Raw genomic sequence first — 24,087 nt, 5'->3', positions numbered from 1 at the left:
CCGCACGACCTGATCGGACCTGGAAAGCACGCGTCCGCGGACCCCGCCTGCTAGAGTCCGCGCAGCCGATCCTCCTACCTGCCGTACCGCCCTCACCGGAAGACACCCGCAAGCATGCATGCCTCCCCTGCCAGTGCCAGCGTGCGCGTGCGCCGCGCCGAATCGTCCGATCTCGATGACCTGGTGGCGCTGGAGGAAGGGACTTTCGACAGCGATCGACTCAGCCGCACGCAATACCGCCGCCATCTGGACAGCGACTCCGCGCTGGTGCTGGTAGCCAGCGCCAATCACCGCAACTTCCTCGGCACCGCCGTGGTGTTCTTCCGCAAGGGCAGTCGGGTGGCGCGGCTGTACTCGATCGCCAGCAAACCCGAAGCGCGCGGCAAGGGTGTCGGTACCGCGCTGCTGGACGCCGTGGAAGCGGCCGCACGGCAACGCCGCTGCCACGCCGTGCGACTGGAAGTGCGTGACGACAACGCCAGTGCAGTGCGCCTGTACGAACGACATGGTTACCGGCATATCGGCCACTACCCGCAGTACTACCAGGATGGCACGCACGCCTGGCGTTACGAGAAATCGCTGGACTGATTCGCTAGGCTGCGTGACCCGACAAGTCGCCGCGCAACCTGCAGCGTGGGTTTATCATGTCGCCGCGATCGAGGGGATATAGGGAACGTCGCGACACCGCGAGCAGCGGTGAGTCCAATCGTCGTGCCTCATGAGATTTCCCGATGTCCATGCGTATCCTGACTCTTGCCACCGCGCTTACCCTGGCGCTCGCCGGCTGCGCGAGCAGTCGCGGCCTGCACCCCGACGGCCAGCTGACCGATCCGCAAAACCTCACCATGGAGCGCAGCCTCGCTGACGTGAAGCTCACTCCAGCGGCATGGCCGGCGCAGGACTGGTGGGTTGGCCTGGGCGATCCGCAGCTGTCGGCGCTGATCGATGAAGCGCTGAAGAACAATCCCGGTCTGGCCGCTGCCGACGCGGCAGCCAGACTGGCGCAAGCCCAGGTGCAGGGTGCCCGCGCGGCCCGTGGCCCGCAGGTGGCTCTGGACGCTGCGGCGCCCGGGGTCCGGCTGTCGAGCAAGGACTACAGCTATCCGGTGGAGGACCTGGGCACGTTTGCCTGGGCCAAGTCGGCCACACTCGATTTTTCCTGGGGACTGGATCTGTGGGGCGGCAAGCGCGCCGCGTGGGAGGCAGCGCTGGGTCGCAGCCGTGCGGCCGAGATTGATGCGCATGCGGCGCGCCTCCAGTTGTCGGTGAACGTCGCGCGCGCGTATATCCAGCTCGGCTATGCCTTCGCCCAGCAGGACGTCGCCGACGCCGAGCTGCAGCGCACCGGCAAGGTACTCGAACTCGCCCGCCGTTACGTGACAGCCGGTCTGGGCACGCCGCAGCAACTGCATCAGGCCGACTTCGCAGTGGCCAGCGCACAGCAGCAGAAGGCCCAGGTCGAACACGCCATCGATGCCGTGCGCAGCAGCCTGTCCGTGTTGCTCGGCCAAGGGCCCGATCGCGGCCTGCAGATTGCGCGACCGCGCGTGTTGAAGCCGGCCGATCTCGCACTGCCGGACAACCTGCCGGTGGAGCTGATCGGCCGTCGCGCCGATCTGGTCGCCGCGCGCTGGCGTGTCGAAGCGGCTGGCAAGGAGATCAAGGCGGCGAAGACTGAATTCCTGCCGAACATCAGCATCAGCGCAATGGCTGGTTTCGTCGCGGTGGGCGACAGCAGCGGCCTGTTCCAGCTGCCGGCTCGCACCTATGGCATCACCCCTGCGCTGAGCCTGCCGATCTTCGACGGCGGGCGGCGGCGAGCTCATCTGGCGGCAACCGACGCCAGCTATGACGGGCTGGTGGCGCAATACGACACAACCCTGGTGCGCGCGGTCAATGAGGTCACCGACAACTACGCCGCACTCAAGTCGATGCAAACCCAGATCGCCGCCGAGCAGCGCGCGCAGCAGGACGCGCAGCAGGCTTGGGACGATGCATTGAAACTCTACAAGGGCGGCCTCGGCAGCTCACTGGAAACGCTGATCGCGCGCCAGCAATTGCTGGCCGCGCAGCAGCGGATGGCGGCGCTGGACAGCCAGCAGATGGATCTCTCGGTGCAGCTGATCCAGGCGCTAGGTGGCGGTTACCGCACAGAAAACCCGTCGCCGTCGCCAAGTGTCGATGCCTTCAAGACGAGTTCCAACAGCAGCTCTCCGGTTCGCTGAGACAGTCGATCCCGCCTGAAGCAGGCGGGATCGACGACACACCTCTGCACTGCCTGGCCACCTCCTCAACGAAGGTGACCCGAGGTCATTCAGTGGCGGTTCGCTGCCTCAGCCGCCTGCTTGAGTTCACGGCTGGCCTGGTCGAGCAGGTCCTTGGCCTTCGCCGCATGACCGTCCATGTCCCATTCGTTGGCCTGCTGCGCGTCGGTAATGCGCTTGAACGCCTGATCGGTCAGCCGCTGTGCCGCGGCAATGTTCGGATGGCGCTTCGCGCTGACATCGCGCACGGGTGGTGCGGCGAGTACAGCGGTGGTGGCGAGGGCAAGACCTGCGATCAGTGCGAAGGACTGTGTGCGCTTCATGTTTCTCTCCTGACAGGGATATGACTCGATGAACCCGCCTCGCTAATCCGCCATGTGCGAACCCCACGGATCCACATGCGGCATGCCAGCCAGCGGGCAGGTGGCGCAAATCTAGCAGCGTGGTGCGCAGGCACGCGGACTCAAGTTCCTGCGATCTATCCGCAGCTGGTCGGCATCGACCGAATCCAGCCGACGCCGACCTCAACCGCCGAGGGGCGAACCGATCCGCTGCGCCGTGGCGTCATCCGGGCGCGCCACCAGTGCGCCGGTGCGCATCAGGCTGATGCTGTAGTGGCCCTGATCGACCAAGGGCAGGAACGCACCGCTGCCGTAGAGCGTGTCGACTTCGGGCAGCCATTGTGGATACTGCTTCTTGAGATTGAGCAGATCGAATGTATCAGCCTCGCCCAGGCTGATCACGGTGCGTGGCGCATTTGCCTCCTGCGCGGGATCGTCATAGCGGCCAGACAGACGGTCGAGCCGATACAGCGGCGGCAACCCGGCCAGCAGCGCCGGCAGTTTCCACTTCAGCACCACCGCCTCGACGCGCCAGTCGTCCCCGGACAGTTGCGCCTGCCGCGTGCTGCCATCGGGCCAACTCAAGGTGAGCGCCCAACGCTGCGGCGACAGGATGTGGGCGTCGATATCGACTACCGGTGTTTCTTCGGCCAGCAGCCGGTAACCACGCAGCGCGACACCGGTACCGGCCAGCAGGAGGGTCAGTGCGAAACAGAGCAGACACAGCAGGGCACGCCAACTGGCCGCCAGCCGTCGACCGTTGTGCAGGTGCCGGCGCAATACCACCAGCTGCATTAGTGTCACCAGCAGAAAGACCGCCGCCAACACCAGCAGCACCGTCATCGGCATGCGCAGCAACGTGCTCCAGTCCATCGGGTCTCTCCTCGTCGCCTCGGTGTGCGCTCTGGCGTGCATCATAACGGCGATGACCCGGCACTGCGGCTGGTTCAGCGAGCCTCGCTATACTGCGACCGTCCACAGGAAACTCGCCATGCATCGATCCTTCTTGCTGCTGCCGCTCTGCCTTGTTGTCGCCCTGCTTGCCGGCTGTGGCCAGAAAGGCCCGCTGGTGCTGCCGCCGACCAAGCCGGTGTCGGCATCGAGTACGGCGAAGCCCCGCATGCCGGCCCCGGCGGCAAGCGTGGAAACGCAAGACAGCGACCAGTACTGACCTCGGCCAAACCATGCAACTGCATTTCTCGAAAATGCATGGCATCGGCAACGACTTTGTCGTGCTGGATTGCCGGCAACGTCATTTCCCGCTGAACGCCACGCAAATCCGCGCGCTGGCCGACCGGCATACCGGTGTGGGTTTCGACCAGCTGCTGAGCGTGGAGCCGGCACGTGATCCGTCCTGCGCGTTCTATTACGGCATCTGGAACGCCGACGGCTCGCCCTCGGGCCAGTGCGGCAACGGTGTGCGCTGCGTAGCGGCGTGGCTGCATCGCGAAGGCGCCCTGACGCTTGGCGAGAATGTCTTGATCGAGAGTCCGTCCGGCCGGGTGACGGTGCGCCTGCTCGGTGCCCACGAAGTCACCGTGGACATGGGCGAGCCGGTGTTTGAACCGGCCCGGATCCCGTTGACGGCAGCGTCGGCCGCCGATCACTACTTGATCGAGACAGGTGACCACACGCTGGAAATCGGTGCGGTGTCGATGGGCAATCCGCATGTGGTGGTGACCGTGCCCGACCTGCACGCACCCGAGCTGCAGCGGCTTGGGCCGCTGCTGTCCGGCCACAGTCGCTTTGGGCAGGGTGCCAACGCGGGTTTTGTGCAGCGCGTCGACCGCGGCCACCTGCGCCTGCGCGTGCACGAGCGCGGCGCCGGCTGGACGCTGGCCTGCGGCACCGGAGCCTGCGCCGCAATGGCCGTGCTGCATCAGCGTGCCGAAGTCGACGACCGGGTCCTGGTGGAACTGCCCGGCGGCACCCTGCGGATCGACTGGGCCGGCCCTGGTCATGCCCTCTGGATGACCGGCCCGGCCGCGTTCGCTTTCGAGGGCGAATGGACGGTTCCCGCCCTCACCGCTTGACGCAGCGGTTGAAGCGCGCCCGCGTCCATCGCACACTCCAGCCTGACGGCATGCCTTCCCAGCTTGCTCCGCACCGGTTCGAGGACATTCGCGCATGACCGCAACCCTGCTTGATGACGCCACCCAGGCTCGCGTGGTCGCGGCCTATCTGAAGCGTCACCCGGAGTTCCTCAGCGAATACCCTGATCTGGCAGCGAAGCTGACGATGCCGCGCGAGCAGGGTGCGGTGTCGTCGCTGGCGGTGTACCAGCTGCAAAGCCTGCGCGACAAGAATTCCGAACTGGAACGCCGGTTGGCCGAACTCATCGAGATCGCCGCCGAGAACGAGAAGCTGATGGAACGTGTGCATGCGCTCACCGTGGCTCTGCTGCGCGCGAACACGCTGGAGGTGACCGCGCGCACCGTGATGGCCAAGCTCAGCGCGGATTTCCACACCGAACAGGTGAGCTTGATGCTGTTCGGTGACGAGCCGCAGTTGCCGCGCGCCGACTGGCTGCAACAAGTGGCCGGCGGCGCCACCGCGCTGCCGGAGTTTGCCGACTTCCTGCAGCACAACGAACCCGTCTCCGGGCGCCTGTCCAACGAAAAGCTCAACCGGCTGTTCGGTGCCGATGCCGGGCAGATCCGCTCGGTCGCGATGATGCGGCTGGGCGACGCCGGCATCCTGGCGATCGGCAGCCACAGCCCGGACCGCTTCCAGCCGGGCATGGGCACACTGTTCCTGAAGATGATCGCCGCCACCATCACCGCCGCCCTGGCACGTGCGCGGGATGTCTCCTGAGACGCGATGACGCCTGAGCAACAGGTCGAGCACTGGCTCGCCCGTCTCGCCGGCGAGCGGCAGGCCTCGCCACACACCGTCGACGGTTACCGGCGTGACCTGGCCAAGCTGCTGCGTTTCATGCAGGCCCAGCAGCTGGCTTCGTTCGATGTACTCGACCCGAACCGGATGCGCAGCTTCGTCGCCGGCGAACACCGCGGCGGACTGGCGCCGAAGAGTCTGCAGCGCCTGCTGTCGTCCTGCCGCAGCCTGTTCCGCCAGCTCAGCCGCGAGGGCCTGCTGGCCAGCGATCCGCTGCTCGGTGTGCGCGGTCCCAAGGTGCGCCGCAAGCTGCCGCAGGTGCTCGACGTGGACGAAGCCGGTGCGTTGGTCGAAACGGACAGCGGCGGCAAACTGGCCGTTCGCGACCGCGCGATGCTGGAGCTGTTCTATTCAAGCGGCCTGCGCCTATCCGAACTGGTAAGCCTGCGCTGGGCCGACCTCAAGCTGGATGACGGCGAAGTGCGTGTACTTGGCAAGGGCAGCAAGACCCGCATCGTCCCGGTCGGCCGGCACGCGATCGCCGCGTTGCGCGCACTCGGTGCGGAGCAAGGCATGCCGGCAGACGGCGCGGTCTTCCGCGGTCGCGGCGGCGCGCCGATCAACCCGCGCACGGTACAGCTGCGCATGAACAAGCTGGCGCTGCAGCAGGGCATCCCGAAGCACATCCATCCGCATCTGCTGCGTCACACTTTCGCCAGCCACATGCTGGAATCCTCCGGTGATCTGCGCGCGGTGCAGGAACTGCTCGGCCACGCCGACATCGCCACTACGCAGATCTACACCCACCTGGACTTCCAGCATCTGGCCAAGGTGTACGACGCAGCGCATCCCCGCGCACGACGCAAATGATCGCCATCGGACCGGCCCGCGCATGAGCCTGCTGATCAAATCACTGATTGGCGCACTGATGGTGCTGCTGATCGGCCTGCTGGCACGCACCCGCAACTACTACATTGCCGGCCTGCTGCCGCTGTTCCCCACCTTCGCGCTGATGGCCCATTACGTAGTGGGCAGCGAGCGCGGCAACGCCGAGCTCAAGGCCACCATCGTGTTCGGCCTGTGGGCGATAGTGCCTTATGTGGCTTACCTGCTGGCGCTGTACTGGCTGGTCGACCGCATGCGCCTGTTGCCGGCGCTCGCCGGCGCCCTGCTGGTGTGGTGCATCTTCGCAGCGGTTGCCGTGTTGTTGTGGAACCGTCGCTGAGCTGCCGCCGCTTGGATTCGCGCCGGCGCAGCCCCACCTCAGCGGAATCGACTTACTGCGGAGTTCTCATGGAATCCTTCCACGCCACCACCATCGTCTGCGTGCGTCGCGAGGGTCGAGTCGTGATCGGCAGCGACGGCCAGGTCACGCTCGGCAATACGGTGATGAAGGGCAACGCGCGCAAGGTGCGCCGGCTCGGCAAGAGCGGTGACGTGGTGGCCGGTTTCGCCGGCGCCACCGCCGATGCATTCACTCTGTTCGAACTGTTCGAGCAGAAACTCGAAAAGCACAACAGCAACCTCACCCGCGCCGCGGTGGAGATGGCCAAGGAATGGCGCACCGACCGCCGCTTCGGTCGGCTCGAGGCGATGCTGGCGGTCGCCGACAAGGAAACCTCGCTGCTGATTTCCGGTAATGGCGACGTGGTGGAGCCCGAACACGGCCTGATCGCGATCGGTTCCGGTGGCCCGTTCGCGCAGTCGGCCGCGCTGGCACTGCTGGAAAACACCGAACTGGATGCACGCACCATCGTCGAGAAGGCGCTGAAGATCGCCGGCGACATCTGCATCTATACCAATCACAACGTCAGTATCGAAGAGCTGTAGCCACACGCGAAAGCCATCTTCATCGTTATCCCGGCGAAAGCCGGGATCCAGCGACTTCAAAGGCAACCACACTGGATTCCGGCTTTCGCCGAAATGACGGCCCAAATACCCATTCCCGGCGAAGACCATGTCCGAACTCACCCCGCGCGAAATCGTCAACGAACTCGACCGCTACATCATCGGCCAGCACGACGCCAAGCGTGCCGTGGCGGTAGCGCTGCGCAGCCGCTGGCGGCGCATGCAGCTTCCGCCGGAAATGCGCAACGAGATCACGCCGAAGAACATCCTGATGATCGGCCCGACCGGCGTGGGCAAGACCGAGATCGCGCGCCGCCTCGCCACGCTGGCAAACGCACCGTTCGTGAAGGTCGAGGCGACCAAATTCACCGAGGTCGGTTACGTCGGCAAGGACGTCGAGTCGATCATCCGTGATCTTGCGGATGTGGCTTACAAACTGACTCGCGAGCATGCGATCAAGCGCGTGCGCACACAAGCCGAGGATCGCGCCGAAGACCGCATCCTCGACGCCCTGCTGCCGCGCCGGCAGACACCGACCGACTGGAGCCACGACACCGCCACACCGGCGATCGACAGCGACACCCGCCAGAAGCTGCGCAAGCAGCTGCGCGAGGGCACGCTGGACGAACGCGAGATCGAGCTGGACTTCGCCATGAACGTGGGCGTCGAGATCATGTCGCCGCCGGGCATGGAGGAGATGGGTGCGCAGCTGCGCCAGATGTTCCAGAACATCGGCGGCGCCAAGACGCAACAACGGAAGTTGGCAATCAAGCTGGCGCGCCCGCTGCTGATCGACGAGGAAGCCGGCAAGCTGCTCAACGACGAGGAAATCCGCGCGCAGGCGATGGAGGCGGCCGAGCAGAATGGCATCGTGTTCATCGACGAGATCGACAAGGTCGCCCAGCGCGGCGACCACGGCCATGCCGGTGTCAGTCGCGAAGGCGTGCAGCGCGACCTGCTGCCGCTGGTGGAAGGTTCCACGGTGTCGACCAAGTATGGTCCGATCAAGACCGACCACATGCTGTTCATCGCTTCGGGTGCATTTTCGCTGGCCAAGCCGTCGGACCTGATTCCGGAGCTGCAGGGCCGGTTGCCGATTCGCGTCGAGTTGTCCGCGCTGTCGGTCGGCGACTTCAAGCGGATCCTGCGCGAACCGCACAATGCGCTGACCAAGCAGTACGTCGCCCTGCTTGGCACCGAAGGGGTGACGATCGAATTCACCGATTCGGGCATCGACCGGCTGGCCGAGGTGGCATTCCAGGTGAACGAGCGCACCGAAAACATCGGCGCGCGCCGGCTGCATACCGTGATGGAACGCTTGCTCGAAAAAATCTCCTACGAAGCTGCAGACAAATCCGGCGAAAGTTACAAGATCGACGCCGAACATGTAGACAACAGCCTCGGTAGCCTGGTCCAGAACGAAGACCTCAGCCGCTACATTCTGTAACGCTACATCCTGTAAACAAGCGAGTCGGACCGATCTGTTAAAATGGCACCGTGACCAACATCATCGAATTGAAAAACACCGGCCAGCGTGCCCAGCTGCGTGAAGCGCAGCAGAAGCAGACGCTGGTGCGGTTGTGGCGCGAGGATCTCGAGCACGGCAGTTTCTGCGGTTACGTGGGCGGTGTCGGGCGCGAGTTCTTCCTGCTGTGGGTAGTCGGCGACGGCATCACCTACGACGGCATGTACGTGATGCGTCACCGTGACATCTCCGAGCTGGAGTCGCCGGACAAGCACCATGTGTTCTTCGAGAAGGCCCTGGCGTTGAAGCACATCCTGCCGCGTCCGCCACGCGGATTCCCGCTGGACAATATCCGCGAAGTGATCCAGGCCGCCGGTGCGCAGGCTCCGGTGATCGGCGTGCACGTGGACAGCGAGGACGAAGCCGAGGTCTGCTACATCGGCCGGCTGGTCAGCGTCGACGACGATGGTTTCTACATGCAGGAACTCAGCCCCGATGCGGAATGGATGCGTGAGGCTTCGTTCTTCAGCTGGGACGAGGTATCCACCGTCAGCATCGAGGACAGCTACGCGCAGTCGCTACTGGCGGTGGCTGGCCCGGCACCGGCCCTGGAACAGGGTGACGACTCCGGGATCGGCCGCGCGCACTGAGCGCGGACTTCCCTTTCCGCACTACCGGTTCGTCCTGTAGCGCTATCTTTGTCCGAACAAAATCCTGCGCGCCTCTTCGTCCGTGCGAAGGTCGGTCTGTTCCTTGACCGTTTCGCCGATCGCATACGCGCGTTGCGTCGCTGCTCGTTCGCGGATCGCCTCGAACCAGATCTTGAGATGCGGGAATTCCACCAGCGTCATGCCCTGCGCCTCATGCGGCACGATCCACGGATAGGCCGCCATGTCGGCAATCGTGTACTCCGTACCAGCAATGAACCTCCGGCCATCCAGACGTCTATTCAATACTCCGTACAAACGATGGGTTTCGTTGACATAGCGTTCGATCGCGTAAGGAATCTTCTCCGGCGCATAACGGTTGAAGTGATGGTTCTGTCCCAGCATCGGACCGAGTCCACCTACCTGCCAGAACAACCATTCCATTGCCGTGGCGCGGCCGCGCGGATCGAGCGGCAGGAAGCGATCGTTCTTCTCCGCCAGATATTGCAGGATCGCGCCAGACTCGAACACGCTGATCGGCGCACCGCCATCCGTCGGCGCACGATCGACGATCGCCGGCATCCGGTTGTTCGGTGATATCCGCAGGAACTCCGGCTTGAACTGCTCCCCCTTGCCGATGTTCACCGGCCTGATCTCATACGGCAGCCCCGCCTCCTCAAGGAACATCGTGATCTTGTGACCGTTCGGGGTTGGCCAGTAATGCAGTTCGATCATCGCTATATCCTCGACAACGGTGGCAGCGAGTAAAGGATCGGGGCGGCACTGCATGTTTCAAGCGCTGATTGCCCGGCTTCATCTCGATATGGTGTGGCCACCGCAAGGCATGGCGATGAAATCGGAAAACCCGGGTCAACGCTTGTGTCTGGTCTCGCGTTCGGGGTTTGTTGCCCACTCATTCTGGAGATCTCGCGATGAAACCTGTTCTTCGCCTTGCCTTGCTCGGCTTCGCCCTGGGTATCGCCGGCACCGGCACCGTCATGGCACAGCCGTTCCAGGACAGCACCGCTTCCACCGACGCGGCATCCATGAAGCCGTCGCACCAGGCACCCGATCCGCAACGCCAGATCGCGCGGCTCAGCCGCAAGCTCCAGCTGACGCCGGCACAGGCGGCCAAGATCGAGCCGATCCTGCAGAACCGGCAGCAGCAGATGCAGCAGTTGCGCGCGGATGACACGCTCGCGCCGCGCGATCGCCGCGCGAAAATGCGCTCGATCATGCAGGACAGCAACACCCAGCTGCAGGCCGTGCTCACCGACAACCAGAAGCAGCAATACCAGCAGATGGAACAACAGGCCATGCAGCGTCGTCAGGACAAGAAGAGTTCGACCGACGACGATTCCGACAAACAGTAAGACAACCCTGCTCGCACCTCCATCGAAGGGCCGGCTCATTGCCGGCCCTTCGCCTTTACTGCACGACGCAATCGCTTATGCTCGACCCTTTCTCGAACAGGTCGGCCTGGGATCTCATGACCCGTATCGTTGTCGTCGGCAGCATCAACATGGATCTGGTCACCCAGGCGCCGCGTTTCGTCGGCCCCGGTGAAACCATTCTCGGCGAACGCTTTCTCACCGTGCCAGGCGGCAAGGGTGCGAACCAGGCGGTGGCCGCGGCTCGACTGGGCGCCGAAGTGGCGCTGGTCGGCGCCACCGGCGCTGACGCGTTCGGTCAACAACTGCGCCAGGGGCTGGTTGCCGAAAGCATTGTTCTTACCCACACCATCCAGCTCGATGATTGCGCCAGCGGTACCGCCTCGATCACCGTCGCCAATGGCGAGAACCAGATCATCGTGGTCCCCGCCGCAAACGCGCGCGTGACTCCGACGCAAGTCGAGCAGGCGCAGGCATTGATCGCCCGCGCCGATGCGGTCTTGGTGCAAATGGAGATTCCACTGGAGACCGTGGAAGCCACCTTGCGGCTCGGCCATCGACTCGGCGTGCCGGTGATCCTCAACCCTGCGCCCGCGCAAAAACTGCCCGTGGATTGGCTGAAGCTCGCTCGCTATGTCACACCGAACCAGCACGAACTCGCCATCTTGCTCGGCGCTGTTCCCACCGAAGATTTCCGTGCATTGATGCGGCGCGCGCCATGCCCTGTCGTGCTCACCCGCGGCGCCGAAGGCGCGTGGTATCGCGAACAGGGCGAACCGATCCATCAATCCGGTTTCCAGGTCGATGTGGTCGACAGCACCGGCGCCGGCGACACCTTCAACGCCGCGCTCGCGGCCTTCCTGCATGAAGGCTTGGCTACAGCCGTGCGCAAGGCCTGCGCTGCCGCCGCACTGTCGGTCGGCAAGCTGGGCGCACAGGGCGGCATGCCACAGCTGCACGAAGTGGAAGACCTGCTGGCCCGTAGTGGCTGATCACTTGCCAATACAGAACGAACCGAAGATCGCTCCAAGCAGATCGTCGCTGCTGTAGCTTCCGGTGATTTCGCCGAGCGCGTGCTGGGCATGGCGAAATTCCTCGGCAGCCAGTTCACCGGCGCGACTACGGGCCAGCACGCTGGCCGCATGATCGAGATGGGCTTGCACTTGTTCGAGTGCCTGCACATGGCGGCGGCGGGCGCTGAACGTGCCTTCGCCGCTACCGGCACCGGCAAGTTGCTTGAGGTGGTCGCGCAGGGTGTCGAGACCTGCGCCGGTTTTTGCCGATGCCCACAGCCATGGCACACCATCACGCGATTCATGATGTGGGCCCGCATGAGCATCGCGGTCGATCTTGTTGATCAGCACCAGCCGTTCGACCGTGGTCGGCAGGGTGCCAAGCAGGGCGAGATCGGAATCAGCGTGTTCGGCGACGGTAACCAGCACGGCCACATCGGCGCGTTGCAGTTCGCCATGTGCGCGGCGTACACCTTCGCGTTCAATTTCGTCGTCGGTCTCACGCAATCCTGCAGTATCGGCCAGTTCCAGCGCGATGCCGTCGAGGCTGAGGCTTTCGCGCAGCACGTCGCGGGTGGTGCCGGCGATCGGCGTGACGATGGCGCGATCGCTGCCGGCCAGGGCATTCAGCAGGCTGGATTTGCCGGCATTGGGACGGCCGATGATCGCCACGCGCAAGCCATCGTTGAGGCGCAGGCCGCGCTGAGCTTCGCGCAGCAGTATGGTCAGTTCCGCGCGCAACGTTTCGAGCTGGCGGCTGATCGCCGGATCAGCGAGGAAGTCGATTTCTTCTTCGGGAAAGTCGATCGCGGCCTCGATATGCACGCGCAGCGTGATCAGCGCCCGCAGGAGTGCCTCGACCTTGCGCGAGAACACGCCTTCCATCGATTGCAACGCGGCGCGTGCGCCAGCCTGCGAGCGCGCGGCGATCAGGTCGGCGACGGCTTCGGCCTGGGCCAGGTCGAGCTTGCCGTTGAGGAAGGCGCGCTCGGTGAATTCGCCGGGTCGCGCCAGTCGCGCGCCGAGTTCGCATACGCGGCGCAACAGCAGATCGAGCAGTACGGCACTGCCGTGACCTTGCAGTTCCAGCACATGTTCGCCGGTATACGAAGCGGGGGCAGGGAAATGCAGCAGCAGACCGCGGTCGAGCAGGGTGCCGGCAGAATCACGGAACGCGGCAAAATGCGCATGGCGCGGTTGCGGTGCACGGCCGAGCAAGACCTGCGCGATCGCCGGCACCTTGGGGCCCGACACGCGCACCACCCCGACACCGGCAGCACCGGGAGCGCTGGCAATCGCGGCAATCGTCTCGGCGGTATGGTCGGACATGATGCGCTGACTCTAAACGAAGTCAGCCGCGACGGTGACCCGATCGCGGCTGACGGTGTGTTGCTTGAACGACGCTCAGACCGCCTTGGCGGTTTCCTCGCGATCGACGTGATGGGTTACCCACCACTGCTGACCCAGACCGACCAGACCGTTGACCGCGTAATACAGGCACAGGCCGGCCGGGAAGAACGCGAACATCACCGTGAACAGCAGCGGCATGACCTTCATCATCTTGGCCTGGGCCGGATCCATGCCCGCAGCAGCCGGGTTCAACCATTGCGTGCCCAGCATCACCAGCGCGTAGATGATCGGCAGGATGTAGAGCGGGTCGTGCGCGCTCAAGTCGGGGATCCACAGGAACGGCGCATGACGCAGTTCCAGGCTGTAGGTCAGTACGTAATACAGGCCATAGAACACCGGCATGGTGATCAGTACCGGCAGGCAGCCGCCCATCGGGTTGACCTTTTCCTTCTTGTACAGCTCCATGGTGGCTTGCTGCATCTTCTGCTTGTCGTCGCCGTAACGCTCCTTGAGCGCCTGGATGCGCGGCGCCAGCTTGCGCATCTTGGCGCTGGACTTGTATTGCACTGCCGTCAGCTTCCAGGTCACGCCCTTGATCAGCAGCACCAGCAGGATGATCGCCACGCCCCAGTTGTGCGCGATCCCATCCAGGAAGGACAACACGCCATGCATCGGCACGGCGATCAGCTTGAACATGCCGTAGTCGATGGTCAGATCCAGCCCCGGCGCGACCGCGTCCAGCGTGCCCTGCACATTCGGACCGAGGTAGAGGCGCGCCTCGCTGGTAGTGCTCTGACCCGGCGCCACGCTGAAGGACGGGCCAACCGCACGGATCAGGTAGCGCGGCTGCGCACTGTCGGGGTTGATCGTGTCGGTGGTGTAGTGATCGGTCTGGTCGGCCGGCGGGATCCACGCGGCAAAGAAGTAGAGCCGCAGCATCGCTGCCCAGCCACCCTTGATCTGGCTGTCGAGTTGATCCTTCGGTTCCTTGAAATCCTTGAACAACAATTTCTGGAATTTCTCGCCGGTGTACCAGGCGGCACCTTGGAAGCTGCGCGACTCCGGGTGGGACATATTGGTCAGCCAGTTGCCGGCCGCCGGAGGCGCGACCCGCAGCAGCTGCTGGTAGGCATTGCCGGTCCACGGCTGGCTGCCACCGTTGTCGATGTGTTGGCTCAAGCCGATCACATAACTGCCGCGCTTGAAGCTGTAGGTCTTGGTGACCTTGAGGCCTGCCGTGTCCTGCCAGGACAGGTCGACCTTCAGTTCGTCCTGTCCCTCGGCCAGCGTGTATGACGTCTTCGCACTCTGGAATACGGCCTGGTGGTTCGGCTGGTCCTGCGCAGCCGTGTCGCTGCTGCTGACCAGACCGTTCTGCGCCACGAAGTATTCTGCCGGGTCGTTATCCAGCAGCACCGTCGGAGCCGGCATTGGCTCCTTGCGGGTACGTGGTGCGTTCGGGTACGCCAGCAGATCCGCATGCACCACGCTGCCGCCACGCGTGTCCACGGTCAGGTGCAGCACGTCGGTGGTGATGGAAACCAGCTGTGCCGGTGTCTGGCTGGCATTGACGGCATCACCGCCGATCGCGGCGACCTTGCCGGATGCCGCACTGGCCGACGGGATGGCGCCCGGCACGCTGCCATCGGCGCTTGCGCTGGACGACGCGCTGGCGACTGCTGCCGGCGGCGGCGGCGCGTAATCCTTCTCCCAGGCCAGGAACAGGAAGTAGGCCGTGGCCATCAGGGCGAACATGAGGAAGGTGCGCGTTTGATTCATCGCGTAGCAAATCCGGGTAACGCCACGACTGTTGAACGCCGCGGAGGGCAAAAGGAAAAGGTCAACGTACGATTGTGGCGGCGGCATCCGCCCGCTTCAATGGCTGGACGGCTCGGGCCGGTTTGCCAGCAGTTTTTTCCACAACCCGTCGAGTTCGATCAGCAGTTGCTGACCCGGTACACCGGCCGCCTGCTCTCGTGCCATCACCATCAGGTCGATCGCCGGCAACTGGTAACGGATGCGTCGGAACGATTCGCGCAGCAGCCGCTTGATGCGGTTGCGCTCCACCGCGCGCTTGGAGACACGCTTGGAGATCGCCAGCCCGAGCCGGGCATGACCCAGTTCGTTATCGCGAAAACGCAAATGAAAACAGCGGCCGCCTGCGCGTCCGCTGCTTGTCCGCAAGGCGGCAAACTCACCAGGCCGACGTAACCGCGCCTCGCGCGGCAACCCGGCGGTTGGCATGTTCGCCAGCCTGTTTACGGGATCAGGCGCTTGCGACCCTTGGCGCGACGCGCGTTGAGGATCTTGCGACCGTCGGCGGTGGCCATGCGGGCACGGAAACCGTGCGTGCGGGCGCGCTTGAGCTTGCTGGGCTGGAAGGTCCGCTTCATGGCTTACTCCGAAGGGAATGTGGATAAAAAGGTCAGAAAGTATGTCCGGTATCCGGCACCGCTGTCAAATGCTGCTTGACATTGTCCTGTGGATACTCATGTGGATATCTCACGGTGACCATGCGGATGCTGCTGCTAGACTAGCCCATTCTCCGCGCGCAAGCGCCAAGCTAAGTGGTTGATTTTACCCATGAGTGATCTGTGGCGGCGCTGCCTTGAGCGTCTCGAAGGCGATTTGAGCGCCGAAGACCTGCATACCTGGCTGATGCCATTGCAGGCGCGTGACGAGGCCGACGGTCTGCAGCTGTTTGCACCGAATTCCTACACCCTGGATACCGTACGCGAGCGCTACTTGCCGCAGATCGAGACCGTGTTGCTGCATCTGACCGGACAAGCGTGGCCGGTGCGGCTGGACGTGGGTTCCAGCTCGGCCCGACCCGCGTCGGTGGCCAAGCCGGCTGCCGCGCCGCGAGCCAGGCCGGAACAGCCGGCAGCGCCCGCCTTCACCCACAATCTGGATCCGCACTACACCTTCGAAACCTTCGTCGAGGGCAAGTCCAACCAGCTGGGCAAGGCCGCCGCGATACAGGTGGCGACAAATCCCGGTCGCGCCTACAACCCGCTATTGCTCTACGGCGGCACCGGCCTGGGCAAGACCCACCTGATGCACGCCGCCGGCAACCTGATGCGCGAGCACAACCCGCACTGCAAGGTGCTGTATCTGCGCTCGGAACAGTTCGTCGGCTCGATGATCGAAGCGCTGCGTACCAAGAGCATGGATGAGTTCAAGCGGCACTTCCGTTCGGTCGACGCGCTGTTGATCGACGACATCCAGTTCTTCGCCGGCAAGGACACCACGCAGGAGGAGTTCTTCCACACCTTCAATGCGTTGTTCGAGTCCAAGCAGCAGATCATCCTCACCTGCGACCGCTATCCGAAGGAAGTGGACAAGCTGGAGCCACGGCTGAAGTCGCGGCTGGGTTGGGGCCTGAGCGTGGCGATCGAGCCGCCGGACTTCGAGACGCGGGCTGCGATCCTGCTGGCCAAGGCGCATGAAAAGGGCGTCGCGGTGGACGAGAACGTGGCGATGCTGCTGGCCAAGCGCATCCGCTCCAACGTGCGCGACCTCGAGGGTGCCCTGAACACGCTGGCGGCGCGGGCGAATTTCTACGGCAAGCCGATCACCACCGATTTTGCCGAGGAAACCCTGCGCGATCTGCTGGCCACGCATGCCCAGGCAATCACCATCCCGAACATCCAGAAGATCACCGCCGAGTATTTCAACGTGCGGCTGCAGGATCTGCTGTCCAAGCGTCGCGTGCGTTCGCTGGCGCGGCCGCGCCAGATTGCGATGACGCTGTCGAAAGAGCTGACCGAGCACAGCCTGCCGGAGATCGGCGAGGCATTCGGCGGTCGCGACCATACGACCGTGATGCACGCCTGCAAGACGATCCGCAAGTTTGTCGAAACCGATGCGCGCATGCGGCAGGACTGGGAACAGTTGATCCGGACCTTGACTGGTTAAATCCGGTTTCCGGATGTTCACGCAAAAATTATGGATAACCGGGAGCCGAAGCTGTGGATAATGGGTGGATGAATTCACCCCTGAAGTTATCCACATATAGCCCACCGCGAGAACACCGCTTCAGACACAGCCTAGTTTTTATTCAAGCAACTGATTTTTAAAGAAATAGTGAAGAAAAAAAGTTACCCACAGCACCTACTACAACCACTAAACTTCTTTTAAAAGACAGAACAGCAGAGAAGGGGAAGCCAAGCCATGCAATTCAGCATCCAACGAGAAGCGCTGCTCAAGCCACTGCAACAGGTGGTGGGCGTCGTCGAACGCCGCCAGACGCTGCCCGTGCTTGCCAACCTGTTGGTCAAGGTAGCCAACAACCGGCTCTCGATGACGGGCACCGATCTCGAGGTCGAGATGGTGGCTACCGCCGACGCCGAGAAACTGGTTGACGGCGAGATCACCATTCCCGCGCGCAAGCTGTTCGATATCGTACGTGCGCTTCCCGATGGCGCCCGTATCGAGCTGAAGCTCAATGGCGACCGGGTGGCATTGAACGCCGGACGCAGCCGCTTCACGTTGACTACGTTACCTGCCAGCGAATTCCCCACCATCGATGAAATCGAGCTGGTCGAGAAGGTCAGCCTGCCCGAGGAAGCCCTGCGCGACCTGATGGAGCGCACGGCTTTCGCGATGGCGAACCAGGACGTGCGCTATTACTTGAACGGCATGCTGCTGGATCTGCAGGAACACACTTTGCGTTGCGTGGCTACCGATGGTCATCGCTTGGCAATGAAACAGACCGAGCTGCAGAGTTCGGTGACTACCCGTCGCCAGATCATCATTCCGCGCAAGGGTGTCAACGAACTGATCGGCCTGCTTGAAACCGGTGATGGTCAGGTCGAGCTGGAGTTTGGTCGCAACCACCTGCGTGTGCGGCGCGGCGATGTGGTGTTTACCTCCAAGCTCATCGACGGCCGTTTCCCCGACTACGAGGCGGTGATCCCGCTGGGTGCCGACAAGAACGCCACGCTGGACCGCGAGGTGCTGCGGGGTGCCCTGCAACGCGCTGCGATTCTCTCCAACGAGAAGTACCGCGGGGTGCGGCTGGAGTTGTCACCGGGCAAGCTGCGCATCGTGGCGCACAATCCGGAACAGGAAGAGGCCGTCGAAGAAGTCGAAGCCGACACCCATGTCTCGGATCTCGCCGTCGGTTTCAACGTGGGCTACCTGCTCGATGCCTTGGCTGCTCTGCGTGGCGACAAGGCCCGACTCAGCCTGCGCGATGCGCAATCCAGCTGCCTGGTGCAGGAACACGACAACGAGCAGGCCCGTCACGTCATCATGCCGTTGCGGCTCTGACACCTGCCGCATGGTAGTCACCATGGGCGACAAAACCAGGCAACGCCGGGGATGCCATCAGGTTCCCCGGCGTTCTTGCTTGTGGTGGTCTCGCAATGCGGTTTGAGCAGTTGCGTATCCGTGGCTTGCGCTGCCTGAGCGATATCAGCATTGCGCTGGATCCCGCCATCAACCTGTTTGTGGGTGCGAACGGCGCCGGCAAGACCAGCGTGCTGGAAGCTGCCTTCCTGCTCTCTCATGCACGCTCGTTTCGCAGCGGCGCACGTGAAGCCTTGTTGCAGCGAGGGACGCCGCAACTTTCGGTGTTCGCTGAACTGTGCCATGCAGACGAACGCACCTGCCGGTTGGGGCTCGGGCGAGACGGAGTCCGTTGGGAAGCCAAGGTGGACGGCGAGAGCGTGACGATCGGACAACTGGTGCACGAATGCGCCGTGGTCTGTTTTGAACCGGGATCGCATGCGCTGATCGCCGGTGCGGCTGAGGAGCGGCGTCGTTATCTCGACTGGGGCGTGTTCCACGTGGAACACGATTTTCTGTCCAGCTGGCGCCGGTACCAGCGTGCACTGAAACAACGAAACAGCCTGCTGCGCTCGACCACGGTCTCCGCGGACGAGTTGTTCGCACCCTGGGAGGCCGAACTCGAGCAATGCGCGCATCAGATCGATCGGCAGCGTCGCGTCTATCTGGACTTGCTGCGTCCGAAGCTGCTTGCCAGCATCGCCGGATTGCTGCCGGAACTGGGCCAGTTGGACCTGCGTTACCGCCGTGGCTGGTCCGAGGATCAGGACCTGGCCCAGCAGCTGCGCGAACAACGGGGCAGGGATCTGGCACGGGGGCACACGACGCTTGGCGCACATCGGGCTGACTGGTCAATCGCGTTTGAACAGGCGCCGCTGCGTGAGCACCTTTCGCGTGGCCAGGAAAAACTCACCGCGCTGGCTTGCATGCTGGCACAGGCCGAGTTGTACGCGGAACACCGCGGCGAATGGCCGGTGGTGTGTCTGGACGATCTCGCCTCCGAGCTCGATCAAGCCCATCAGGTAGCCGTGGTGACGCAATTGACCACGGCGAACGCACAGGTGCTCTTGACCGGAACCGAGATACCGCAGGCTTTGCAGACACTGCCTTCCCGAGTGTTCCACGTGGAACAGGGCAAGCTGACGCGCCTGCTATAATCGGAAGGTTGCATCACTCAAAGATTGCATAACCCTTTGCCCGGCCTTTCACGGCGCCGTGTCGGGCGGGTCGCTGGCGCCAGGAAACGGTCAACGCATGAACGACTCCCTCGACGAATCCCACTACGATTCAAGCAACATCAAGGTCCTGAAGGGTCTGGAAGCGGTGCGCAAGCGCCCAGGTATGTATATCGGCGATACCGATGACGGTACCGGCCTGCACCACATGGTGTTTGAAGTCGTCGACAACGCGATCGATGAGGCGCTGGCCGGCTATTGCGACACCGTGGTGGTCACCATCCTGGAGGACGGTTCGGTCAGCGTCAGCGATAATGGCCGGGGCATTCCGGTCGACACCCATCCGGAAGAGGGTCGTTCCACCGCTGAGGTGGTGATGACGGTGCTGCATGCCGGCGGCAAGTTTGATGCGAATTCGTACAAGGTTTCCGGCGGCCTGCACGGCGTGGGTGTCTCGGTAGTCAATGCGCTGAGCGATCATCTGTGGTTGACGATCTATCGCGACGGTTTTGAGCATCTGCAGGAATACTCACTTGGAGAGCCGCTGTATCCGCTCAAAGTGGTCGGTCCATCGAGCAAGCGCGGCACCCTCGTGCGCTTCCTGCCCAGCCCGGCCACGTTCACCAGCAACATCGAATTCCATTACGACATCCTGGCCAAGCGCCTGCGCGAGCTGGCCTTCCTCAATTCAGGCGTCACCATCGACCTGTATGACGAGCGGGGCGAGGGTCGGCATGACACGTTCGCCTACGAGGGCGGCATCCGCTCGTTCGTGCAGCATCTGGCACAGCTGAAGACCGCGCTGCACCCGAACGTGATCAGTCTGGTCTCCGAACAGGATGGCATCACGGTTGAAGTGGCAATGCAGTGGACCGACTCCTATCAGGAGACGATGTTCTGCTTCACCAACAACATCCCGCAGCGCGACGGTGGTACCCATCTCACCGGTTTCCGCGCCGCACTGACCCGCTCGCTGCAGAGCTACATCGAAAAGTCCGGACTGGCCAAGAACGCCAAAGTCACACTGTCCGGCGACGACATGCGCGAAGGCATGATTGCCGTGCTGTCGGTCAAGGTCCCCGACCCGAAGTTCTCCTCGCAGACCAAGGACAAGCTGGTCTCGTCCGAGGTCAAGACGGTGGTCGAGCAGGTCGTCAACGAGAAACTCGGCGAATTCCTGCTGGAGCATCCGAACGAGGCCAAGGCGATCGCCTCCAAGGTGGTCGACGCCGCGCGTGCCCGTGAAGCGGCCCGCAAAGCGCGCGAGATGACCCGCCGCAAGGGCGCGCTGGACATCGCCGGCCTGCCCGGCAAGCTCGCCGACTGCCAGGAGAAGGATCCGGCACTGTGCGAACTGTTCCTGGTCGAGGGTGATTCCGCCGGCGGCTCGGCCAAGCAAGGCCGCAACCGCAAGACCCAGGCCGTGCTGCCGCTGAAGGGCAAGATCCTCAATGTCGAGAAGGCGCGTTTCGACCGCATGCTGGCCTCGGCCGAGGTCGGCACGTTGATCACCGCGCTCGGCACTGGCATCGGCAAGGACGAGTACAACCCGGACAAGCTGCGCTATCACCGCATCATCCTGATGACCGATGCGGACGTCGACGGCTCGCACATCCGCACCCTGCTGCTGACGTTCTTCTACCGCCAGATGCCCGAGCTGATCGAGCGCGGTCACATCTACATCGGCCTGCCCCCGCTGTACAAGCTCAAGCAGGGCAAGCAGGAGCTGTACCTGAAGGACGACGCGGCGCTCAATACCTACCTGATCTCCAATGCGGTCGACAATGCTGAACTGATCGCCGATCCGAACGCGCCGGCGATCACCGGCGAGGCGCTGGAAAAACTGCTGCGCGATTACCAGAGTGCGCTGGATCAGATCGTCCGCCTCGGCCACCGCTTCGACACCAGCGTGCTCACTGCGCTGATCGAGCACACATCGATCAGCGCGGCGCTGTGGGCTGATCCGGTCGCGATGCAGGCCTGGCTGGACGGTGCCGCGCAGCGGCTGGCTGCCAGCGGACTGGGCAAGCCACGCTACAGACTTTCGCTGCGTCCGGCGCACGGCGAACAACCGGCCGCAATCGAGGTGGTGCGTGACCAGCACGGCCTCAGCCACACGCTGCTGTTGCCACAGCCGTTCTTCGCCGGTGCCGAATTCCGCCCGATCCTCAACGCCAGCCAGCAACTGGCCGGCTTGATCCGGCCCGAGGCGGTGGTGCGCCGGGGCAACGCTTCGCGTGGTGTCACCAGCTTTGCCGAGGTGCGCAGCTGGTTGCTCGACGAAGCCAAGAAGGGCCGCACCATCCAGCGCTTCAAGGGCCTGGGCGAAATGAATCCGGAACAGCTGTGGGAAACCACGGTGAACCCGGAAACCCGGCGCATGCTGCAGGTCGGCATCGAGGATGCCTTCGCTGCCGACCAGATGTTCTCCATGCTGATGGGTGAGGCGGTCGAACCGCGTCGCGATTTCATCGAGGCGAACGCGCTGAAGGTGGCGAATCTGGATATCTGAAGCACTCCTGGGCGTGGGCTGCGCCTGTATCTTGCAGGCGTGGCTGCCGGTGGCCGTGCCGGATGCGCGACGACAGGGCGAAAGCCATCATTCTTGCGCGGGCCTATTTGTAAGTAATTGATTTTTAACAATCTTTTATGCGGCAGTGCGACTTGTTATCGCTTGCCTGCTCGGGTTACGCTCCGTAATCCCCCGCGCCATTGCGCTGCGCGCCGACCGATACGAAGGAATACTTATGAAGCACGCTCGAGGGTTCATGATGCTGGCAGGCGGAGCCTTGCTGCTGCTGCTGGCCGGCAACCCAGTGTTGGCCAGCGACAGTCATTCGTCGAAGGACAAGCAGGAAGCGTTGTATCCGAATGCCACCCGCGTTGCACCCAAGATCGATCTGACCGAAAAAGATCAGAAGCCCCTCAATGCAGGTCTGGAAGCGCTGAACAACGGCGACAAGGCCAAAGCTCAACAGCTCCTGCAGGGGGTTGTTGACAGCAGCAAGAGCAAATATGCCCAGTCCAAGGCATTGCAAGGACTAGGCAACCTTCAGTACGAGAATGGGGACATCAAGGGAGCCATTGTCACCATCCAGAAATCCCTGGCCATCGGAATCTTGCCGAACGATGACTATTTCCAGATCGAATACATGCTGGCAGTGCTGCAGCTGAACGATGAGGAATATCAGCCGGCACTGGATACCGTCACCAAGTGGCGTGCCGAGGGCAAGAGGGAAACCGCCGAATCCTACGCGCTCGAAGGCAATGCCGACTATCGGCTGGGCAAGTACCCCGAAGCGATTGCCGCGATCAAGAAGGCGCAGTCGCTGACGGACAAACCGGAAGCGAGCTGGAACCAGATTCTGATGGCCAGCTATGCCGAGTCCGGGCAGGGTGATCAGGCTGCGCAGGCGGCTCAACAGGCGTATGCCGCCAGTCCGAATGATCCGGAGGCGCTCAATAATGTTGTCGCCGTGCTGATACAGGCACAGAAGAATTCCGAAGCGATCCAGATAATGGAAAAAGCGCGTGCCAACGGCACGCTCAAGACGGAATCGAATTACGTGAATCTGGCCAAGCTGTACTTGATTGAAGGTCAGTCCATGGACGATTCGAAACCGAATGCGCTCAAGGCGATCCAGGTGCTTGATGAAGGCACGAGCAAGGGTGTGATCACCTCCAGCTCGGATAATGAGATGCTGTTCGGGCAGGCCTACGAGATGTCCGACGACACCGGCAAGGCCATCGACGCCTACAGCAAGGCTTCGGCGACAGCCAAGGACGGTGAGGCGGCCGTGCGTGCCGGTCAACTGCTGTTGAGCGAGAACAAGTACAGCCAGGCCAAAAGCATGCTCGAGCAGGGAATTGGCAAGGGTGTGAAGCAGAAGGGTGCTGCGTACATGCAGTTGGCCGAAAGCGAGGTCGGACTGAAAAACAAATCTGCTGCGATTGCTGCCCTGAAGCAGGCCGAACAGCAACCGGATACTGCCGAGAGAGCCAGAGCACGACTCAAGGAAGTCAGTGCCAGCAAATAAGTTCGGGCACTTTGGCTTTGATGGATCAGATGGACGTCCATCTATCTGCCCCGCAGGTGCTATACAAAAGCCATGTGCTGTTGTACCGTTGAAACCTTTCCCTGCGTCTCCCCAGAGGCGAGCTCCGTCAAGGCATCAGACGAGTTCGAGTTACGCCCTGCGGCAACGTTCTCTTCCGATTGATCAGCTCCAGACAGTGACAGATGGCCTCAAGTAACGAAGAAATCGGGCGCGAGCCGTTTAGTTGGAAACGCACCTGGGCATTGGCAGTTGCCATCGGGCTGCATGCGTTTGCGTTTCTGTTGCTGGTGGCGCCTATGGCTCCGCCGCACCAGAACCACAAAGAGAAAGAACACATCGTCCAGGTGAACTTCATCGAGCCGCCGCCACCGCCGCCGCCGCCGCCGCCGCCGCCGCCGGAGCCGCCGA

Annotated in this window: 24 protein-coding genes and 1 pseudogene; 18 read left to right on the top strand and 7 right to left on the bottom strand. The window is 63.1% G+C overall.

The window, feature by feature from the left end; all coding sequences use genetic code 11:
- The first annotated feature begins 114 nt into the window (after positions 1-114).
- A complete protein-coding gene (locus tag B0E51_RS12875; protein WP_143525913.1) occupies positions 115-588 on the top strand; it encodes an N-acetyltransferase in 474 nt (157 codons plus the stop codon).
- 143 nt (positions 589-731) lie between these two features.
- Entirely contained in the window at positions 732-2,225 is a 1,494-nt protein-coding gene (locus tag B0E51_RS12870; RefSeq protein WP_077445303.1) for an efflux transporter outer membrane subunit, read from the top strand.
- Positions 2,226-2,314: 89 nt separating this feature from the next.
- Here the strand turns inward: B0E51_RS12870 and B0E51_RS12865 are convergent, their stop codons facing one another.
- A complete protein-coding gene (locus B0E51_RS12865; protein WP_077445302.1) occupies positions 2,315-2,587 on the bottom strand; it encodes a hypothetical protein in 273 nt (90 codons plus the stop codon).
- A gap of 201 nt (positions 2,588-2,788) precedes the next feature.
- Positions 2,789-3,478, bottom strand: coding sequence for a hypothetical protein (locus B0E51_RS12860; RefSeq protein ID WP_077445301.1), 690 nt, complete (start codon positions 3,476-3,478; stop codon positions 2,789-2,791).
- 118 nt (positions 3,479-3,596) lie between these two features.
- Between B0E51_RS12860 and B0E51_RS12855 the strand changes: the two genes are divergently transcribed.
- The 8 genes from B0E51_RS12855 to B0E51_RS12820 all read left to right on the top strand — a co-directional run bounded on the left by B0E51_RS12855 (position 3,597) and on the right by B0E51_RS12820 (position 9,403).
- A complete protein-coding gene (locus B0E51_RS12855) occupies positions 3,597-3,776 on the top strand; it encodes a lipoprotein (protein WP_077445368.1) in 180 nt (59 codons plus the stop codon).
- Positions 3,777-3,789: 13 nt separating this feature from the next.
- Positions 3,790-4,638, top strand: coding sequence for a diaminopimelate epimerase (gene dapF, locus B0E51_RS12850; protein ID WP_077445300.1), 849 nt, complete (start codon positions 3,790-3,792; stop codon positions 4,636-4,638).
- Between the two features lie 94 nt (positions 4,639-4,732).
- Positions 4,733-5,419, top strand: a complete 687-nt coding sequence (locus tag B0E51_RS12845; RefSeq protein ID WP_077445299.1) for a DUF484 family protein — start codon at positions 4,733-4,735, stop codon at positions 5,417-5,419.
- A 6-nt stretch (positions 5,420-5,425) separates the two neighbouring features.
- Positions 5,426-6,310, top strand: coding sequence for a tyrosine recombinase XerC (xerC, locus tag B0E51_RS12840; protein WP_077445298.1), 885 nt, complete (start codon positions 5,426-5,428; stop codon positions 6,308-6,310).
- A 22-nt stretch (positions 6,311-6,332) separates the two neighbouring features.
- Entirely contained in the window at positions 6,333-6,665 is a 333-nt protein-coding gene (locus B0E51_RS12835) for a GlpM family protein (protein WP_077445297.1), read from the top strand.
- A 68-nt stretch (positions 6,666-6,733) separates the two neighbouring features.
- Entirely contained in the window at positions 6,734-7,270 is a 537-nt protein-coding gene (hslV, locus tag B0E51_RS12830) for an ATP-dependent protease subunit HslV (protein WP_077445296.1), read from the top strand.
- Positions 7,271-7,397: 127 nt separating this feature from the next.
- A complete protein-coding gene (gene hslU / locus B0E51_RS12825) occupies positions 7,398-8,735 on the top strand; it encodes an ATP-dependent protease ATPase subunit HslU (protein WP_077445295.1) in 1,338 nt (445 codons plus the stop codon).
- Positions 8,736-8,785: 50 nt separating this feature from the next.
- Positions 8,786-9,403, top strand: a complete 618-nt coding sequence (locus tag B0E51_RS12820; RefSeq protein ID WP_077445294.1) for a hypothetical protein — start codon at positions 8,786-8,788, stop codon at positions 9,401-9,403.
- 42 nt (positions 9,404-9,445) lie between these two features.
- Here the strand turns inward: B0E51_RS12820 and B0E51_RS12815 are convergent, their stop codons facing one another.
- Entirely contained in the window at positions 9,446-10,135 is a 690-nt protein-coding gene (locus tag B0E51_RS12815) for a glutathione S-transferase N-terminal domain-containing protein (protein ID WP_077445293.1), read from the bottom strand.
- Between the two features lie 197 nt (positions 10,136-10,332).
- On the opposite strand from B0E51_RS12815, the gene B0E51_RS12810 reads away from it, so the two are divergent.
- Complete coding sequence (locus B0E51_RS12810; RefSeq protein WP_143525912.1) at positions 10,333-10,773, top strand: hypothetical protein; 441 nt, start codon at positions 10,333-10,335, stop codon at positions 10,771-10,773.
- 116 nt (positions 10,774-10,889) lie between these two features.
- Positions 10,890-11,783, top strand: a complete 894-nt coding sequence (rbsK, locus tag B0E51_RS12805; RefSeq protein WP_077445291.1) for a ribokinase — start codon at positions 10,890-10,892, stop codon at positions 11,781-11,783.
- On the opposite strand, the gene mnmE is transcribed toward rbsK, so the two are convergent.
- The 4 genes from mnmE to rpmH all read right to left on the bottom strand — a co-directional run bounded on the left by mnmE (position 11,784) and on the right by rpmH (position 15,547).
- Complete coding sequence (gene mnmE, locus B0E51_RS12800) at positions 11,784-13,133, bottom strand: tRNA uridine-5-carboxymethylaminomethyl(34) synthesis GTPase MnmE (RefSeq protein WP_077445290.1); 1,350 nt, start codon at positions 13,131-13,133, stop codon at positions 11,784-11,786.
- Between the two features lie 75 nt (positions 13,134-13,208).
- Positions 13,209-14,933 (bottom strand): membrane protein insertase YidC, encoded by a 1,725-nt coding sequence (gene yidC, locus B0E51_RS12795; RefSeq protein ID WP_077445289.1) that lies wholly within the window; start codon positions 14,931-14,933, stop codon positions 13,209-13,211.
- A gap of 96 nt (positions 14,934-15,029) precedes the next feature.
- Positions 15,030-15,398: a ribonuclease P protein component gene (rnpA, locus tag B0E51_RS12790; RefSeq protein ID WP_143525911.1), complete on the bottom strand. Its 369-nt coding sequence runs from the start codon at positions 15,396-15,398 to the stop codon at positions 15,030-15,032.
- Between the two features lie 14 nt (positions 15,399-15,412).
- The gene (rpmH, locus tag B0E51_RS12785; RefSeq protein ID WP_008211413.1) at positions 15,413-15,547 is read right to left on the bottom strand and encodes a 50S ribosomal protein L34; all 135 of its coding nucleotides are present in this window, start codon (positions 15,545-15,547) and stop codon (positions 15,413-15,415) included.
- Positions 15,548-15,737: 190 nt separating this feature from the next.
- Between rpmH and dnaA the strand changes: the two genes are divergently transcribed.
- The 6 genes and pseudogenes from dnaA to B0E51_RS19880 all read left to right on the top strand — a co-directional run.
- The gene (gene dnaA / locus B0E51_RS12780; protein WP_077445288.1) at positions 15,738-17,072 is read left to right on the top strand and encodes a chromosomal replication initiator protein DnaA; all 1,335 of its coding nucleotides are present in this window, start codon (positions 15,738-15,740) and stop codon (positions 17,070-17,072) included.
- A 255-nt stretch (positions 17,073-17,327) separates the two neighbouring features.
- The gene (gene dnaN, locus B0E51_RS12775; RefSeq protein ID WP_077445287.1) at positions 17,328-18,428 is read left to right on the top strand and encodes a DNA polymerase III subunit beta; all 1,101 of its coding nucleotides are present in this window, start codon (positions 17,328-17,330) and stop codon (positions 18,426-18,428) included.
- Between the two features lie 95 nt (positions 18,429-18,523).
- Positions 18,524-19,603 (top strand): DNA replication/repair protein RecF, encoded by a 1,080-nt coding sequence (gene recF, locus B0E51_RS12770; protein ID WP_077445286.1) that lies wholly within the window; start codon positions 18,524-18,526, stop codon positions 19,601-19,603.
- A gap of 97 nt (positions 19,604-19,700) precedes the next feature.
- Complete coding sequence (gene gyrB / locus B0E51_RS12765; protein ID WP_077445285.1) at positions 19,701-22,133, top strand: DNA topoisomerase (ATP-hydrolyzing) subunit B; 2,433 nt, start codon at positions 19,701-19,703, stop codon at positions 22,131-22,133.
- Between the two features lie 145 nt (positions 22,134-22,278).
- Positions 22,279-23,658 (top strand): tetratricopeptide repeat protein, encoded by a 1,380-nt coding sequence (locus B0E51_RS12760; protein ID WP_343124666.1) that lies wholly within the window; start codon positions 22,279-22,281, stop codon positions 23,656-23,658.
- Between the two features lie 203 nt (positions 23,659-23,861).
- Positions 23,862-24,087 (top strand): annotated as a pseudogene (locus tag B0E51_RS19880) (energy transducer TonB); the annotation flags it as partial.

Source organism: Rhodanobacter sp. C05 (genome assembly GCF_002001165.1).
Classification (GTDB): Bacteria; Pseudomonadota; Gammaproteobacteria; order Xanthomonadales; family Rhodanobacteraceae; genus Rhodanobacter.
Note: the sequence above shows the minus strand (reverse complement) of the source record. Positions and strands in the feature narration are given on the sequence as shown.

What these genes read in the sequence shown, in the direction of transcription:
- rbsK (WP_077445291.1), top strand. Translation starts at nt 10,890, where the DNA reads ATGACCCGTATCGTTGTCGTCGGCAGCATCAACATGGATCTGGTCACC.
- dapF (WP_077445300.1), top strand. Translation starts at nt 3,790, where the DNA reads ATGCAACTGCATTTCTCGAAAATGCATGGCATCGGCAACGACTTTGTC.
- B0E51_RS12865 (WP_077445302.1), bottom strand. Translation starts at nt 2,587, where the DNA reads ATGAAGCGCACACAGTCCTTCGCACTGATCGCAGGTCTTGCCCTCGCC.
- yidC (WP_077445289.1), bottom strand. Translation starts at nt 14,933, where the DNA reads ATGAATCAAACGCGCACCTTCCTCATGTTCGCCCTGATGGCCACGGCC.
- B0E51_RS12860 (WP_077445301.1), bottom strand. Translation starts at nt 3,478, where the DNA reads ATGGACTGGAGCACGTTGCTGCGCATGCCGATGACGGTGCTGCTGGTG.
- hslV (WP_077445296.1), top strand. Translation starts at nt 6,734, where the DNA reads ATGGAATCCTTCCACGCCACCACCATCGTCTGCGTGCGTCGCGAGGGT.
- B0E51_RS12815 (WP_077445293.1), bottom strand. Translation starts at nt 10,135, where the DNA reads ATGATCGAACTGCATTACTGGCCAACCCCGAACGGTCACAAGATCACG.
- B0E51_RS12845 (WP_077445299.1), top strand. Translation starts at nt 4,733, where the DNA reads ATGACCGCAACCCTGCTTGATGACGCCACCCAGGCTCGCGTGGTCGCG.
- dnaA (WP_077445288.1), top strand. Translation starts at nt 15,738, where the DNA reads ATGAGTGATCTGTGGCGGCGCTGCCTTGAGCGTCTCGAAGGCGATTTG.
- xerC (WP_077445298.1), top strand. Translation starts at nt 5,426, where the DNA reads ATGACGCCTGAGCAACAGGTCGAGCACTGGCTCGCCCGTCTCGCCGGC.
- dnaN (WP_077445287.1), top strand. Translation starts at nt 17,328, where the DNA reads ATGCAATTCAGCATCCAACGAGAAGCGCTGCTCAAGCCACTGCAACAG.
- B0E51_RS12855 (WP_077445368.1), top strand. Translation starts at nt 3,597, where the DNA reads ATGCATCGATCCTTCTTGCTGCTGCCGCTCTGCCTTGTTGTCGCCCTG.
- B0E51_RS12870 (WP_077445303.1), top strand. Translation starts at nt 732, where the DNA reads ATGTCCATGCGTATCCTGACTCTTGCCACCGCGCTTACCCTGGCGCTC.
- B0E51_RS12810 (WP_143525912.1), top strand. Translation starts at nt 10,333, where the DNA reads ATGAAACCTGTTCTTCGCCTTGCCTTGCTCGGCTTCGCCCTGGGTATC.
- rnpA (WP_143525911.1), bottom strand. Translation starts at nt 15,398, where the DNA reads ATGCCAACCGCCGGGTTGCCGCGCGAGGCGCGGTTACGTCGGCCTGGT.
- gyrB (WP_077445285.1), top strand. Translation starts at nt 19,701, where the DNA reads ATGAACGACTCCCTCGACGAATCCCACTACGATTCAAGCAACATCAAG.
- rpmH (WP_008211413.1), bottom strand. Translation starts at nt 15,547, where the DNA reads ATGAAGCGGACCTTCCAGCCCAGCAAGCTCAAGCGCGCCCGCACGCAC.
- mnmE (WP_077445290.1), bottom strand. Translation starts at nt 13,133, where the DNA reads ATGTCCGACCATACCGCCGAGACGATTGCCGCGATTGCCAGCGCTCCC.
- hslU (WP_077445295.1), top strand. Translation starts at nt 7,398, where the DNA reads ATGTCCGAACTCACCCCGCGCGAAATCGTCAACGAACTCGACCGCTAC.
- recF (WP_077445286.1), top strand. Translation starts at nt 18,524, where the DNA reads ATGCGGTTTGAGCAGTTGCGTATCCGTGGCTTGCGCTGCCTGAGCGAT.
- B0E51_RS12835 (WP_077445297.1), top strand. Translation starts at nt 6,333, where the DNA reads ATGAGCCTGCTGATCAAATCACTGATTGGCGCACTGATGGTGCTGCTG.
- B0E51_RS12875 (WP_143525913.1), top strand. Translation starts at nt 115, where the DNA reads ATGCATGCCTCCCCTGCCAGTGCCAGCGTGCGCGTGCGCCGCGCCGAA.